The organism is Acinetobacter sp. YH12128 (assembly GCF_013418655.1).
GTDB lineage: Bacteria > Pseudomonadota > Gammaproteobacteria > Pseudomonadales > Moraxellaceae > Acinetobacter > Acinetobacter amyesii.
Window position 1 is genome coordinate 1 of record NZ_VPBO01000031.1, and the last position, 13,777, is coordinate 13,777.

Below are 13,777 nucleotides of genomic sequence, written 5' to 3' on the forward strand. Positions count from 1 at the left end.
CAAGTAACTTGGACCAGTGTTGATCATTTAGCATTGTTCGAGGCATAGCGAGTGTAAAATTGGGTTTGGCGATTTAATTTTACTATCTCGCTATTTTTTTAATCAACAAATGTCAACAGACCCTAAAAACCCATGTCTTTTACATGGGTTTTTATATTCTGCTTTGAACCAAGCTTTTATTTAAATCAAAGAACGAAATGTGCAGTTAAATTTTAATCATTGAAGACTTTACTGGCATCATACTGATCATGCATCTTTATTGACTATAAGCATGTATTTCATAACAAACACCTACTGATTTCTGATCCATATCCTCTATTCAGACTGGCTATACAGCATGAATGATGAATATGTACTCAAACGATTGGGTTGAAATCAATCAATTGATTTAACAACCCAATCCAAAAACTTGTGCTTATCAAAAAAGTCTGGCGCAGCATTCGCAAATACACTTTTTTCTCTGTTGTTAAATATTCCTTTGTAATAAAAAGACCTATCTGCGGTAAATTTTGACTCATCCCCTTCATGTAATTCTTTAAAGAAAATCGATAACTGCATAAATCGACTTTTAGACGCTAAACCATGTTTTTCTAATACAAAATTATAGATTTGCTCAATAATCGCTTTAATATTTGAATAAGGCATTTTGTTGTCTCTTTATTAGATCGCTCTTTCAAATTACAGCTTTTAAATTAAAATACAACTGTTCTAGTCGGATTTTAAATACCTATTTTTTATAGGTATTTTTACATTTAAATATAATTAAGCACTATTAATGAATGAGCCTCTAAACATGAAGTTTTACTAAATTTTGCTTCTGCAACTTCATGGATTTTCGTTATTCAAAGCTAAAAATAAGCCCACATTTTGGCGAGCATTTTGTACTTACTGAATTAAGACAATTTCGTCCACTATTGCAGAAACATCTTAGATACCCTGATCAAGGTCTAATTCTCAATTTGCACTTCTAACTTTGCTTTAATACTATTCACCTAAGCACTTAAAAAAGCATATAAGCGGATTCAAGAAACATTACATATGTAATTTAACTTCAGTTTTGATATAGCCCTCTTTACAACAATATTTACTATTTATTTATTTGTTTGCGGTTACTTTTACTACGATGGTTTAATCAGCTACTACGGATTTAATTAAGTTTCACTTGGCATATCTATTCAAGACTATCTAATGTATGGATGGGTAAACGGTTTGTCAGGGCTAGTAGTAGGCTTCTTAATACTTTTACTCGCTGCTTTGGTACATACTGTCTACCAAAATAATTTATATGAAGTGATGATAAAATTTATATTTGTCTTTATTACATTTATCCTTCTCTTTATTTTCAACCTGATTTTTAAAAGGATCTTAGTAAAATTGTGGCAAATTTTACTAACTATTTTTATCTATGCCATTAATAGCAAAATACAAAAACCTTTATCAGTTGTAGGCTTATTTTGGATTTCTCTTGGACAATTTACGCTCAACCTCATAAAACCTGCAGCTAAAGACGCCATTGATTCATCAGAGAAATTTCATAATTTTGAAGTCATAGAACACAGTGAAAAAATTGATAAAATTGTTCAAAGTGGTGGAATTTACTATGCATATTTAGTTGGTTTTTATATTTTATTTTTCACATTTACTTTTTATGTTATTAGTATTGGTAAAGATGCCCGTAAAGCAGCTGAAAATGAATTTAGTAGCACAAAACATAATCAAATTATCATTGACGATACCCTCATTACTGATTGGCTCGAAGCTAAAAAACTAACTATTACATATCCAGCTAAAGCTAAAGTTATCCATTGTGGCACGCAAAAATGTCTAATTGCCCTGCATACATCAAATTTAAAAGATGCGAATGGGCTCAATTTAAATACAAAACAAAACTACTTAATAAAGCTTGTAAACACTGAAAGTTATGTTGAATTAAAATAAAGTTATCTCTCGTGATTTTATGCATAATTAATAAACTTGTACCTGAAATATTATGCAGAAAATTAAGTATCGAACATTTAATCAACACCCCAAACAGCAGCTGAAAATCTAATAGTAAAAGTTGTAATTATCATCAACCAAAATTTTTCGGCTGTTCCGAGATAACTTAATTTTCGCTTAAAAGAGAAGATGAGTTGTGATTATATTCCTAAGCATCTCTTCCGTACACTTGATGCGTCATCGAACCACAAAGCCGCTCAATGCGGCTTTTGTTATTTTATAGATTTTGAAGTGGAAGGTATTCCCTCTAAATTCACTTAAATTTAAGTAGTCAAAAACCACATTTAATCATCAATCACATCAGCAAAGTTTGCGCCCAAAACTTTTGCTAAATCTTCGGGTTTTAAACCAATGTCCAAACCACGCTTACCACCACTCACATAGATTTTAGCTAAGTTCTGTGCAGAAACATCGATCACAGTTTTTAAGCGTTTTTTCTGTCCAACTGGACTAATACCACCAACCAAATAACCGGTTAAACGCTCTGCATCTTTTGGGTCTGCCATTTTTAGTTTTTTACAGCCAAATGCTGTGGCCACTTTTTTCAAATTCAGCTGAAACTCCACAGGCAATACGGCAACAAAGTAATTTTTATCGTCCGTAACCATCAAGGTTTTAAACACTTCTTCGACGGTTAAACCAAGTTTTTCCGCAGCTTCTAAACCAAAACTTTTTGCTTCTGGGTCATGATCATATTCATGAATTGTAAAGTCGATTTTATTAGATTTTAAGAGTTTACATGCAGGTGTCATTGCTTTTTCGTCATTCCATTCGGACAACTAGGAAAACTCGATTATAAGCCTATTCTAGAAAGACCGGCGAACACTTTTATATTTTTCATGAACATGACTTGTGCAATAAGTTTGAGTTGAATACATTTAAACAAAGCAAAAATTTCAAAAAAATATGACAACGCTGACTCAAGACCTCATCCAATTATTAACTGTAGTGCCCAAAGATCAGGGCTACTTTTTGGCACAGAGCAAACCTCTGTTTGGTGACCATATTTTTGGTGGACAATTACTTGCTCAGAGTATAATCAGTGCATCCTATACCTGCACGCTCCCACTTCACTCTTTACATGCCAACTTTATTTCTGCGGGTCATGCAAATCAGCCCGTCTTATTTAAAGTCGAAAATTTACGTGATAGCCATAGTTTTTCTACACGACAAGTGACCGCCATACAGCATGGCAAACCAATATATATGGTGATGTTGTCCTATATGAATAACGAAACGGGTATGGAGTATCAAATACCTGAACCAGATCTGATCCCACAGTTTCCACCAATTATGCTCAAAGAAGAGCAATTCTATAAATCGCAAATCCAATCATCTATTTCACCTGAATATCTATCCACATTTTTACAGCCTTTTCAGCTTATATCTAAACCAATTGAATACGTGCTGACAGATTTGCCACCGTCCGGTCAAACTTCTGTCTTAAATCAAAATCAATATGCAGAATATTTAAAACTCCATGATGCCTTGGATGCACAATTTGACCAACTTCATATACATCAGGCCATTGCAGCATACTATTCAGACTATAATTTATATTCTGCGGCGCTCAAAACACATGGTTTAAATTATCTGTCTCCTGAACTCATCGCAACTAGTCTTGATCATTCGATGTATTATCATCATGCCTTTCGGGTGGATGATTGGGTTTTCTATGACATGAATACCACCCGAACCTCCCAATCACGTGGGCTTAGTCATGGGCAAATGTGGCAAGATGGAAAATTAGTCGCAAGTACTACACAAGAAAACTTAATGCGTTATACAGGCGAATCTTGAGGCCTGTGACAATCTTTAACATTCAAATTCTTGTTAAGTTAAGCATCAATCGTATAAAATTCATGCAAATCATACCGCTATAACAATAATATGCCTTCGATCTACCAGCTTAAGCCTGCATTTCAAAACCTGCTTCGACCTTTGGTTAAATCACTTCATCATCTTGGTATTACAGCAAATCAAGTAACACTACTGGCAATGTTCATTTCGCTAGCTGTGGCATTTTTTATTTATATCTATTTTTCTCACAACGGTATTGGCATTTTACTGTTGATTTTCCCCGTGTGGATGCTTATTCGAATGGGCTTCAATGCCATAGATGGCATGCTGGCACGTGAGTTCAACCAACAATCCAAACTCGGTGCTTTTTATAATGAATTATGTGATGTGATTTCCGACTCAGCACTCTATTTTAGTTTAATTTGTTTTGCTTTTATTCAAGCTGAATTACTTATTTTAACCTGTTTTCTCGCCATACTTGCCGAATATACCGGTGTGATGGCGCCATTAGTGGGGCAAGAACGTCGTTACGATGGTCCAATGGGAAAAAGTGACCGCGCTTTTGTATTTAGCATCATCTGCGTCATCATCGTGACCTCTTCTATATTGAATGTTGGCTTAAATACATTGTCTCTTATCTGCAATAGTATTTTGATTATTACCATCTTTTTATTATTTATTACGATTTATAACCGCATTAAAAATAGCATTATCAACCCACAATAAATTTCAGTTTAGATCGTCAGTCGATTCATTATTTTGAGAACAACACAATGTATAACAATACTCAGCATACCTTTACGAGCCATGATGGAACATCCTTGTTTTATCAACATTGGGAAAATAGCAGTTTAAAAAGCAACCGTAAGAAAAAAGCGGTGATCTTATTTCATCGTGGCCATGAACATTCGGGACGAATGGCGCATTTGGTCAATGAATTGAATTTGCCTGATTTTGATTTTTTCGCTTGGGATGCGCGAGGTCACGGTAATACTCCTGGTGAACGAGGAGATGCACCGAGCTTTTCTGCATGCGTTCAAGACATTCAATATTTTGTTCAGCATATAGAACAAAATTACCAAATTCGATCAGAAAATATAGCAATTGTAGCTCAAAGCGTTGGCGCTGTTTTAGCCGCGACATGGGTGCATGATTATGCCCCTAAAATTCGTGCTTTATGCCTTGCCTCGCCTGCATTTGACATCAAACTCTATGTGCCTTTTGCAAAACCCGGCTTAACACTCCTCAACAAATTCGCCGGCAACTTTTTTATCAATAGTTATGTCAAAGCCAAAATGTTGACGCACGATACTGCACGTGCGCAAAGTTATGAAACAGACCCACAGATCGCTCGGGCCATATCAGTCCGGATGCTGCTGGGTCTATATGCAGCGTCAGATCGAATCGTTAAGGATGCACAAAATATTTTTGTTCCTACTCAAGTCTTATGTTCAGGATCTGACTACGTGGTGCATCAAAAACCGCAATTGGCGTTTTATCAAAAACTCCCTCATCCATTGAAGGAATTTCACGTCTTAGACGGTTTTTATCATGATACTTTGGGTGAAAAACATCGCAAAATCGCCACAGATAAAATCCATCGCTTTATTCAACAATGTTTTAAACAACCCTATTCCGCACCTAAACTTTTAGATGCCGATAAAATTGGCCCGAGCTGTGCTGTTGCAGAAACCTTAAGTTCAACGCTTCCAAAACACTCTTTAAAACATGCATTTTGGAGCTTAACCAAACAAAATCTTAAAATTGGTAGTCTCTTTTCTAAAGGTTTAAAAATTGGTGAAGATACAGGATACGACTCTGGCAGCACCTTAGATTTTGTCTACAGAGATCAATCAGAAAGCCAAAATGCTCTCGGTAAAATCATCGATCGACAATATTTAAATGCGATTGGTTGGCGTGGCATTCGCCTTAGAAAACAAAATATTGAAGCGCTATTAACGAAATATGCTTCTAAGTTACATGATGACCAACACGCGGTACGGATTATGGATATTGCTGCAGGCCATGGCCGATATATTTTAGATGCTGTACAAAAACTGCCTGAGCAGCCTGAATCCATCCTGCTTAGAGACTATAGCTCGATCAATGTACAAGCGGGTCAAGCAATGATTGAGCAAAGAGGTTTAAGCCAGATTGCCAATTTTGTAGAAGCGGATGCCTTTGATGCCACTTCATTAGCCAGTGTTGAACCTAAACCCACTCTAGCCGTGGTCTCAGGTTTATACGAATTATTTAGTGATAATGATTTACTCAGACAGTCCTTATCCGGCTTATGTCAGGCCATTGAGAAAGATGGGTATCTCATCTACACAGGTCAAATTTGGCATCCGCAACAAGAGTTTATTGCCCGTGCTCTGACCTCACATCGCCAAGGAGATGCATGGGTGATGCGTTTACGCTCACAAGCAGAAATGGATGCATTAGTTGAGCAAGCTGGTTTCAAAAAAATCGATCAAGTTATTGATGAGTTTGGTATTTTCACCGTTTCCGTTGCACAAAAAATTTAAGCTTGGACGGTCAATCTTATGCATAAACTGGATACTGAAAAAGGAACTTGGAAATACGGCCTACTGTGTTTGGCATTTCTGGCACCTTTTTTCTTCTTAAGTTATGGTTTTGCCAACCAATACGCTGCGGGTTTAGCGTCTGTACCTGTTATCGTCTTTGAATGGGAAAAATATATTCCACTTTGGCCATGGAGTATTGTGCCTTATTGGTCGATTGATCTGTTCTATGGTTTGTCTTTATTACTTTGTTGGAATAAGTTTGAATTAAAACAACATGTCCTGCGACTATTTTCAGCACAAATCCTTTCAATCAGCTGCTTTTTAATTTTCCCGCTACGTTTTAGCTTTGAACGCCCCGAACTCACAGGTTTTTTCGGCCTATGGTTTGATGTCTTGATGGGCTTTGATAAACCCTTCAATCAAGCACCTTCCCTGCACATTGTACTACTGGTGATACTTTGGGATTTTTACCGTCGGCATAGCACAGGCAAGCTGAAATATCTGGTAGATGGTTGGTCCTTTTTGATCGGTCTCTCGGTTCTAACCACTTGGCAGCACCATTTTATAGATATCCCAACGGGTTTATTGGTCGGTGCCTTATGTTTATGGCTATTCCCGATGGCTGGCTCTGCGCCATGGGCTAAAAATATACAGAGTCGGCTAAGCTTAAAGCACATTAAAATCGGCATCCTTTATCTGTTTGCTGCCTTATTTTGTAGCGCAATCGCACATGCAAAAGGTTGGTGGCTTTGGCTGCTCTATCCTGCAAGCAGTCTGCTTTTAGTTGCGTTTGCATATTTATTCAATCGACCCCATTTTTTTCAAAAACTCAGTCATGGTGATATGACCATTGCTGCAAAAATATTGTTTGCGCCTTACTTTGTATTTGCTTGGATCAATAGCCGAATCTGGACTTATCGCCATCCTGAAGATTCTAAAATCATCAAAATCAATCAGAGTTATATTTATTTAGGTCGCTATCCGTCCAAACACGTCATGCAGCAATATGATGCTTTACTCGATTGTTGCGCAGAATTACCCACTTATCCAAAATGCTCCTATGCTCAAAACTTGAGTTTAGACCTAATTCCTTTACAGGCCAATCAGCTACATAATGCTGTAGAGTCTTTAGAACTATTCTTGAAATCTAATAACAATGATGAAGCACAAAACATCTTGGTCTTCTGTGCTTTGGGATATTCACGAAGTAGTGCTGTAGTTGCCGCATTATTATTGAAACAACATCCTGAATATTCAGTCGAAGATGTTTTACGGATTATTCGCCATAACCATCCTTGGGTTGTGCTTAAAACACCGCAAATAAAACATTTAAATACTTATCGTTTAAAACTTAAAGGACTTGCACCATGAATTTACAACTTGTGGTGCTATCAAAGTTGTTACAATCCACCACTGGATTGCTCATTTCAGCTTATGTAGCAGCGATCCTCACGCTCTGGCTCATTATCCAGTTTGGTAATGTGATGCTATTCGATTTGCTATATTTATTAATTTGTCTAGTTTTGCTCGGAATACAACATTATTTAAGCCTGAGAATCAAATTTGATTCGGCACTTTTAGCCACTGTCGCTGAATACAGCCAAACTCAAAACCTTGAACAAACCACCAAGGAGCTGGACTTAAGTTTAATCAACTTAAAATTAATGCCTGCAAATAAATGTGGTCGCGCATGGGAGCTGCGTGAATTAGGTTGTCTGGCTTTATTTAAATGGCAGATCTTTGTGCTTTGCTTGCAATACATCGCATTCCTCTGCATATTTTTACTGTATATATAATTCACAATAATTTGAAGCTATGCCAACTCCATTAGACACTTCAAGGAATGCTCACTCACCAATGAAAGGTAATTTTTTAAGCCGTTCAATTGCTCGCTATATTGCCTTTCTCACTCGTCGTGGTGCGCGGCTGCTCACGGGCGCGCGGAGTCTATGGGTCGGGTGTAAACCTGTAATGAAGCAGCGTATTTATTATGCAAATCATAATAGCCATATCGACTTTATTTTGCTTTGGTCATCACTACCGACAGATCTCAGACGAAAGACGCGTCCTGTAGCGGCTTCGGATTATTGGCTAAAAGATGGCTTTCGACGTTTTCTCATTCAAGACACGTTTACTGGCGTCACTATTCAGCGAAATCGAGAGCAAAATCAAGATCCATTAGAACCGATCAAAACCGTATTAGCACAAGGTGACTCGATTATTTTCTTTCCTGAGGGTACTCGAAATTTAAATGATGACGTTGAATTATTAGAGTTTAAAAGCGGCTTATTTCATCTCAAAAATCAATTTCCTGATGTTGAAATCGTACCGGTATGGATCTCAAATTTAAAACGTGTCATGCCTAAAGGCGCGCTTATACCACTCCCCCTATTATCTACCGTTATTTTTGGCAAACCTTTAGAAGCCCATAATGAACACAGTAAAACTGAGTTTTTAAACTACGCTCAGGAAGAATTACTCAAATTAAAAGCATTGGAGTATCAATAATGGAATTCACCAATGCGCAAATGACCTATGTATTATTTGGTATCTTTGCAGTTATTTTGATTATTGCCTCAACCATTGGCTCAATACTAAAATTTAAAGCGGGTTATGCACCTGCACCGGTCATCGACAATTTAAATGCGCGGATCAATGCATGGTGGGTCATGTTGTTGGTACTTGGTGTAGCAATTTCATTAGGTAAAATCGCCTTTGTGATCCTGTTTGCATTGATTTCACTCTTTGCTTTACGTGAATTTATTAGTTTACTTCCGACCCGTCGCGGTGATTATCTTCCTTTGCTGATCGCTTTTTATTTTGTCATCCCTTACCAGTATTACTTGGTGTATATCGACTGGTACGGGCTATATTCTATTTTTATTCCGCTGTATGTGTTTCTTCTTATCCCTATCGCTACACTCAAAGCTGAAGATACCACGCGATTTTTGGAGCGTAGCTCAAAAATTCAATGGGGACTGATGATCAGCGTATTCTGTATTTCGCATGTGCCTGCGCTATTAAACCTCAAACTTCCCGGATTTGAAGGTGAAAAAATTTGGCTAGCGATCTGGCTGATCATGGTGGTACAAGCCTCCGATGTCTTGCAATATGTCTGTGGCAAGCTATTTGGAAAACACAAAGTCGCACCGATACTTTCACCATCTAAGACCGTTGAGGGTTTAATCGGAGGCATTGCTTTAGCCACTGCACTAGGTGTTGCTATGTCATGGCTTACACCCTTTAGCTATCTACAGGCTGCATGTATTGGTTTTATTGTTTGTATATTCGGTTTCTTTGGTGGTCTTGTCATGTCAGCCATTAAACGCGATCGTGGTGTAAAAGATTGGGGACAACTTATCCAAGGCCATGGTGGCATGCTCGACCGAATTGATTCCATCTGCTTTTCAGCACCGATTTTTTTCCACATTTTGCGCTATTGGTGGTCTTAAGAAATGACTAAGTTTTAAACAGAAAATTTGGGATTTTAAATGATGTTACGCACGTAGAATTACTTTTACATTTTAAAGATGATTTTTAAGTCTATTCGACGGAGTCATACATCTAAGGATTGAATAAAGATCTTAGCCTTCGGCTGGAGATACTCTTACGAAGCGTTGTTTCTTATTCGGCAAAATGAGAAGCGTGCTTCATAAGGAAACCATCTTGCGGTGCAATGCACCTCACCGACAAAACTCGTTCACTAGCGTCAAATTATTCAAAGAATCGCAGAAACATTTTTGATTACAATTAGTCCTGTCTCAAACAGTTGCGGATGATGTTACCGTGTATCGTTCTTTTATTTGAATCAACGTGCGCTTCTGATGTTACTGCGTAGCATCGGTTAATAATACACACAATAAAAAAATCCCAAACAAACAAGCTTGGGATTCTTCTCATCAGGTATTCGATTTAAACGACTGAAATTGCAAACTTTTTAAAAATACTTGCACGACGTTTAGGATGAATATTGGCTTTAGTTAAATCACCTTGATAGTGATCATAGACACGTTTATCCATCATCTTAAACCAAATAGAGGGTACTAAAGCAGGAATTAGCATAGTGGCATAGCCGCTAGGCAACTCTGGCGCTTCGTCAAAATGTCTTAAAGCCTGAAATGGACGAGTCGGATACGCATGATGGTCTGAATGTCGCTGTAATTGATACAAAAATAGATTGGTCACAATATTATTGTTATTCCAACTATGTTCAGGCATGGTTCGCGCATAACTTCCATCCGCTTTTTGCTCACGCTTCAGGCCATAATGTTCAATATAATTAATAATTTCAAAAAGGCTGATTCCATAAAAGGCCTGTGTAACTAAATACGGTGTAACGCCTTTACCAAACATTTTCAGCATCGCGGTATGAAAACCAGCACTCATCGCCCAACCATGAAACAGCTCATTGTCCTTCGAAAAGAAACTTAAACCTTTACGTTTTAAGCGTTGTTTCTCAATCTGCACCGCCGATTTAATTCCACCAAATACAGTGCGTGGCCAAAACTCATAAAAGGTTTCGCCCATTTTTGAGGATGCAGGATCTTCAGGTGTTGCCGCACGTTTATGGTGTCCATAAGGATGTTCAATGCGGAAATGGCTATAACCCAAAGGTGCGAGCGTCGCATGTGCCCAATAATGGTCTTTTTTATGAGGTCGATGGCAGAGTTCATGTGCTGTATTTACACCGACGCCATTGATGGCACCCATCGAAATCCCAAGTAGAACTTGATCTAATAATGAAACATCTTTACGGGTAACCACATAGCCAGCAAAAGCATTCGCTGCCATTTGCAGTGGAATAAATAATTTGACGATCCGATCATAATAGGGATCATTCACTAAAACTTTGATGTCATTATCTGTCGGGTTATTGGCATCATCACCGATCAGTGCATCTAGTGCAGGAATAATGACATGCAGTAGAAGCGGCCCGCCCATGGCAAATAGTTTTTTTGTCGGTTTTGGACCAAAATGATAACCCGCCAAGATCCCCATACCAATGACTGGTAAACCTGGACTCAATAGCCAACCATAACGTTTTTTATCTAAAACACTACCGATTTTGCTTTCTAACTGAGCGAGCTGCTGTTCATTTAATTTTACTGGTGCATTCATGCGCTAGACTTCCCTAATTACTTCTTCTGTGTTTATATTCGTAAAATATGGGCAGCCAGAACAGTTTTAAGCGTCCAAAAAAACTATGTGATCGTCTTTGGCATTTAAGGATAAATGTTGACCTTTAAACACATAGTGACCATCTATAAATACAAAATCAATATGAGTAAATATTTGAAATATGGATGCTTTAAGTAAAATTTTTGATGATATTCATCTTCACCGATCTGAATATATTTATTTGAGATCAAAGCATCCTTGGGCTTTTCATTTTCAAGATCACAATGCCATGGTTGCGTATGTGGTGATTCAAGGTCAGTGTGTTGTGCATATCGATCAAGAGCAGGTCTTACTTGAAGCTGGCGATCTTTGCCTTATTCCCTCAGGGCAAAACCATCACTGCAAATCTATACAGTCTGATGTCTTGGTCGAATCAGTGAACATCACGCCACTGTTTCAAGAGCAACGAAATAAAACCATTGAATTAAATTCTACCGAATCTCATGAAGCAGAAGAATTATTTGTACTGGCGATCCGTGGGCATGTCGACAGCATTATGGCAAAGCCCTTAGTGAATGCACTCCCCACGCTGTTACATACACCACATATCATGAGCAGTACCGCACCTGAATGGTTGCAAATTGGCTTACATTTTCTGGCCGTTGAAGCGCATCAGATCCGTCCAGGCCGCGACAAAATTTTGGATCATTTGGTGAGTATTTTATTTATCGAATGTGTGCGTGATTATATTGCAGCCTTGTCAGATTCAAGCAGTTGGTTGCATGCCTTGAGTCATCCTGAATTATCCAATGCTTTGGCCGCGATTCACGAACAACCCCAGCAAGCTTGGACTGTCGAAAGTTTGGCAGAACAATGCTGCATGTCGCGTTCTAAATTTGCCAGTTTATTCACCCAAATGCTCGGTGAATCACCACTCGCCTATTTGCAGCAACATCGTTTGCGACTGGCGACACAGCACTTACAAATGGGGCAACTGACTATTCAGCAAATTGCCCATCGTATCGGCTACTCATCTGAAACGGCATTTAGCCAAACTTTTAAAAAGTTTTATGATCTAACACCGAGCCAGTATCGACAGCAGCATCAACTCGCAAAAACTGAGTCACCTTAAAGGTTTAATCTAAAAGCTTTAAAATCGCTTCCACAGGGTTTTCACTGTTACCTGAAAGCAGTTGTTTATGCATGGTGATGTGCTGCATCACTTGAATTTGCGATTTTTCAACATCCATCAAGCTTTCAATTTCTGCTGCTAATTTTTCAGGTGTTGCATCATGTTGAATAAGTTCCTGAATCACCTTTTTGCCCGCAATAATATTTGGCAATGAATAATACGGAATTTTGATCAGCAATTTCACCACATGATAGGTCAGCCAATTTAACTTATAAAAAGTCACCATTGGACGATGTAAAAGCATCGCTTCTAAAGTCGCTGTACCCGAAGCCAAAGCGACAATATTCGATGCGTTCATCACCTGACGGCCAATTTTAGATTCGGTATCGGTGTTTTCCATCAAGCGAACTTTGGCTTGTAATGTTTTAGGGTACTGCTTGAGCAACAATTCGATTTGCTGTTTACGTGCATCATTAATTGCAGGAATCAGGAACACATAGTCTGGATGCTGCTCCGTCAAAATCTGTGCGGCGGACAGTACCAAAGGCCCCAAACGCTCAATTTCACCGCGACGGCTGCCCGGAAGTAATGCAATGTGTTTTTGATGCTCATCTAAGTCTAACTCGTGTTTAGCCGCAGCGAGTGGATTATCTAAAGGCAACTGACTTGCCAATGGATGTCCGACAAATGCAGCGGGAACTTTCCATTTTTGGAAAAACGCTTTTTCGAAAGGAAATAAACAAAGGACTAAATCGATACTCGCCTTGATGCCATGCACACGGCCTTGGCGCCACGCCCACACTGAAGGGCTAACATATTGCACTGTTTTAATTGGTAGCTGTTTTTGCTTCAAGCTCTTAGATAAACGTAAATTAAAATCCGGTGCATCAATCCCCACAAAAACATCGACAGGGTTTTCAGTCCATTTTTCAACCAGACCATCGCGTACAGCAAAGAGTTTTTTAATATCTTTTAAGACCTCAACAATCCCCATTACCGATAAAATATCCATCGGATAATAGCTATTAAAACCTTCTGCAATCATTTGCGGACCGCCGATGCCTTCAAATTCCGCATCAATCCCTTGCTCTCGAAAACTGCGGATAAGCTTGGCGCCTAATGTATCCCCGGATACTTCCCCAACCACGATGCCAATTTTAAGTTTCCGATTTTGCAAAAGTCTGTCCTTTTAACTCAATGT

General features: G+C 38.4%; 13 protein-coding genes. 9 read left to right on the forward strand and 4 right to left on the reverse strand.

Annotated elements, in window-relative coordinates:
- Positions 1–375: 375 nt before the first annotated feature.
- Positions 376–645, reverse strand: a complete 270-nt coding sequence (locus FTU64_RS14310; protein WP_180040275.1) for a hypothetical protein — start codon at positions 643–645, stop codon at positions 376–378.
- 543 nt (positions 646–1,188) lie between these two features.
- Between FTU64_RS14310 and FTU64_RS14315 the strand changes: the two genes are divergently transcribed.
- Positions 1,189–1,938 (forward strand): hypothetical protein, encoded by a 750-nt coding sequence (locus FTU64_RS14315; protein WP_180060113.1) that lies wholly within the window; start codon positions 1,189–1,191, stop codon positions 1,936–1,938.
- Between the two features lie 344 nt (positions 1,939–2,282).
- Here FTU64_RS14315 and ybaK read toward each other — a convergent pair whose 3' ends face one another.
- Positions 2,283–2,750: a Cys-tRNA(Pro) deacylase gene (gene ybaK, locus FTU64_RS14320; RefSeq protein WP_180060138.1), complete on the reverse strand. Its 468-nt coding sequence runs from the start codon at positions 2,748–2,750 to the stop codon at positions 2,283–2,285.
- A gap of 154 nt (positions 2,751–2,904) precedes the next feature.
- On the opposite strand from ybaK, the gene FTU64_RS14325 reads away from it, so the two are divergent.
- From FTU64_RS14325 to FTU64_RS14355, 7 genes are all read left to right on the forward strand, one after another.
- Complete coding sequence (locus tag FTU64_RS14325; protein WP_168378666.1) at positions 2,905–3,798, forward strand: acyl-CoA thioesterase II; 894 nt, start codon at positions 2,905–2,907, stop codon at positions 3,796–3,798.
- A gap of 90 nt (positions 3,799–3,888) precedes the next feature.
- Complete coding sequence (locus FTU64_RS14330) at positions 3,889–4,524, forward strand: CDP-alcohol phosphatidyltransferase family protein (protein ID WP_168378667.1); 636 nt, start codon at positions 3,889–3,891, stop codon at positions 4,522–4,524.
- A 47-nt stretch (positions 4,525–4,571) separates the two neighbouring features.
- Positions 4,572–6,326, forward strand: a complete 1,755-nt coding sequence (locus FTU64_RS14335) for a bifunctional alpha/beta hydrolase/class I SAM-dependent methyltransferase (protein ID WP_180060114.1) — start codon at positions 4,572–4,574, stop codon at positions 6,324–6,326.
- Positions 6,327–6,344: 18 nt separating this feature from the next.
- On the forward strand, positions 6,345–7,697 hold the full coding sequence (locus FTU64_RS14340; protein ID WP_180060116.1) for a phosphatase PAP2/dual specificity phosphatase family protein: 1,353 nt from the start codon (positions 6,345–6,347) through the stop codon (positions 7,695–7,697).
- On the forward strand, positions 7,694–8,122 hold the full coding sequence (locus FTU64_RS14345) for a hypothetical protein (protein WP_180060118.1): 429 nt from the start codon (positions 7,694–7,696) through the stop codon (positions 8,120–8,122). Before FTU64_RS14340 ends, FTU64_RS14345 begins: the two co-directional genes overlap by 4 nt.
- Positions 8,123–8,183: 61 nt before the next feature.
- Positions 8,184–8,834 (forward strand): 1-acyl-sn-glycerol-3-phosphate acyltransferase, encoded by a 651-nt coding sequence (locus FTU64_RS14350; RefSeq protein WP_180060120.1) that lies wholly within the window; start codon positions 8,184–8,186, stop codon positions 8,832–8,834.
- The gene (locus FTU64_RS14355) at positions 8,834–9,778 is read left to right on the forward strand and encodes a phosphatidate cytidylyltransferase (RefSeq protein WP_078191012.1); all 945 of its coding nucleotides are present in this window, start codon (positions 8,834–8,836) and stop codon (positions 9,776–9,778) included. Before FTU64_RS14350 ends, FTU64_RS14355 begins: the two co-directional genes overlap by 1 nt.
- A 460-nt stretch (positions 9,779–10,238) precedes the next feature.
- On the opposite strand, the gene FTU64_RS14360 is transcribed toward FTU64_RS14355, so the two are convergent.
- Positions 10,239–11,444: an alkane 1-monooxygenase gene (locus FTU64_RS14360; protein WP_180060122.1), complete on the reverse strand. Its 1,206-nt coding sequence runs from the start codon at positions 11,442–11,444 to the stop codon at positions 10,239–10,241.
- A gap of 181 nt (positions 11,445–11,625) precedes the next feature.
- On the opposite strand from FTU64_RS14360, the gene FTU64_RS14365 reads away from it, so the two are divergent.
- A complete protein-coding gene (locus tag FTU64_RS14365; RefSeq protein WP_180022775.1) occupies positions 11,626–12,576 on the forward strand; it encodes an AraC family transcriptional regulator in 951 nt (316 codons plus the stop codon).
- A 4-nt stretch (positions 12,577–12,580) separates the two neighbouring features.
- Here FTU64_RS14365 and lpxB read toward each other — a convergent pair whose 3' ends face one another.
- Positions 12,581–13,753 (reverse strand): lipid-A-disaccharide synthase, encoded by a 1,173-nt coding sequence (lpxB, locus tag FTU64_RS14370; protein ID WP_180060124.1) that lies wholly within the window; start codon positions 13,751–13,753, stop codon positions 12,581–12,583.
- Positions 13,754–13,777: the final 24 nt, after the last annotated feature.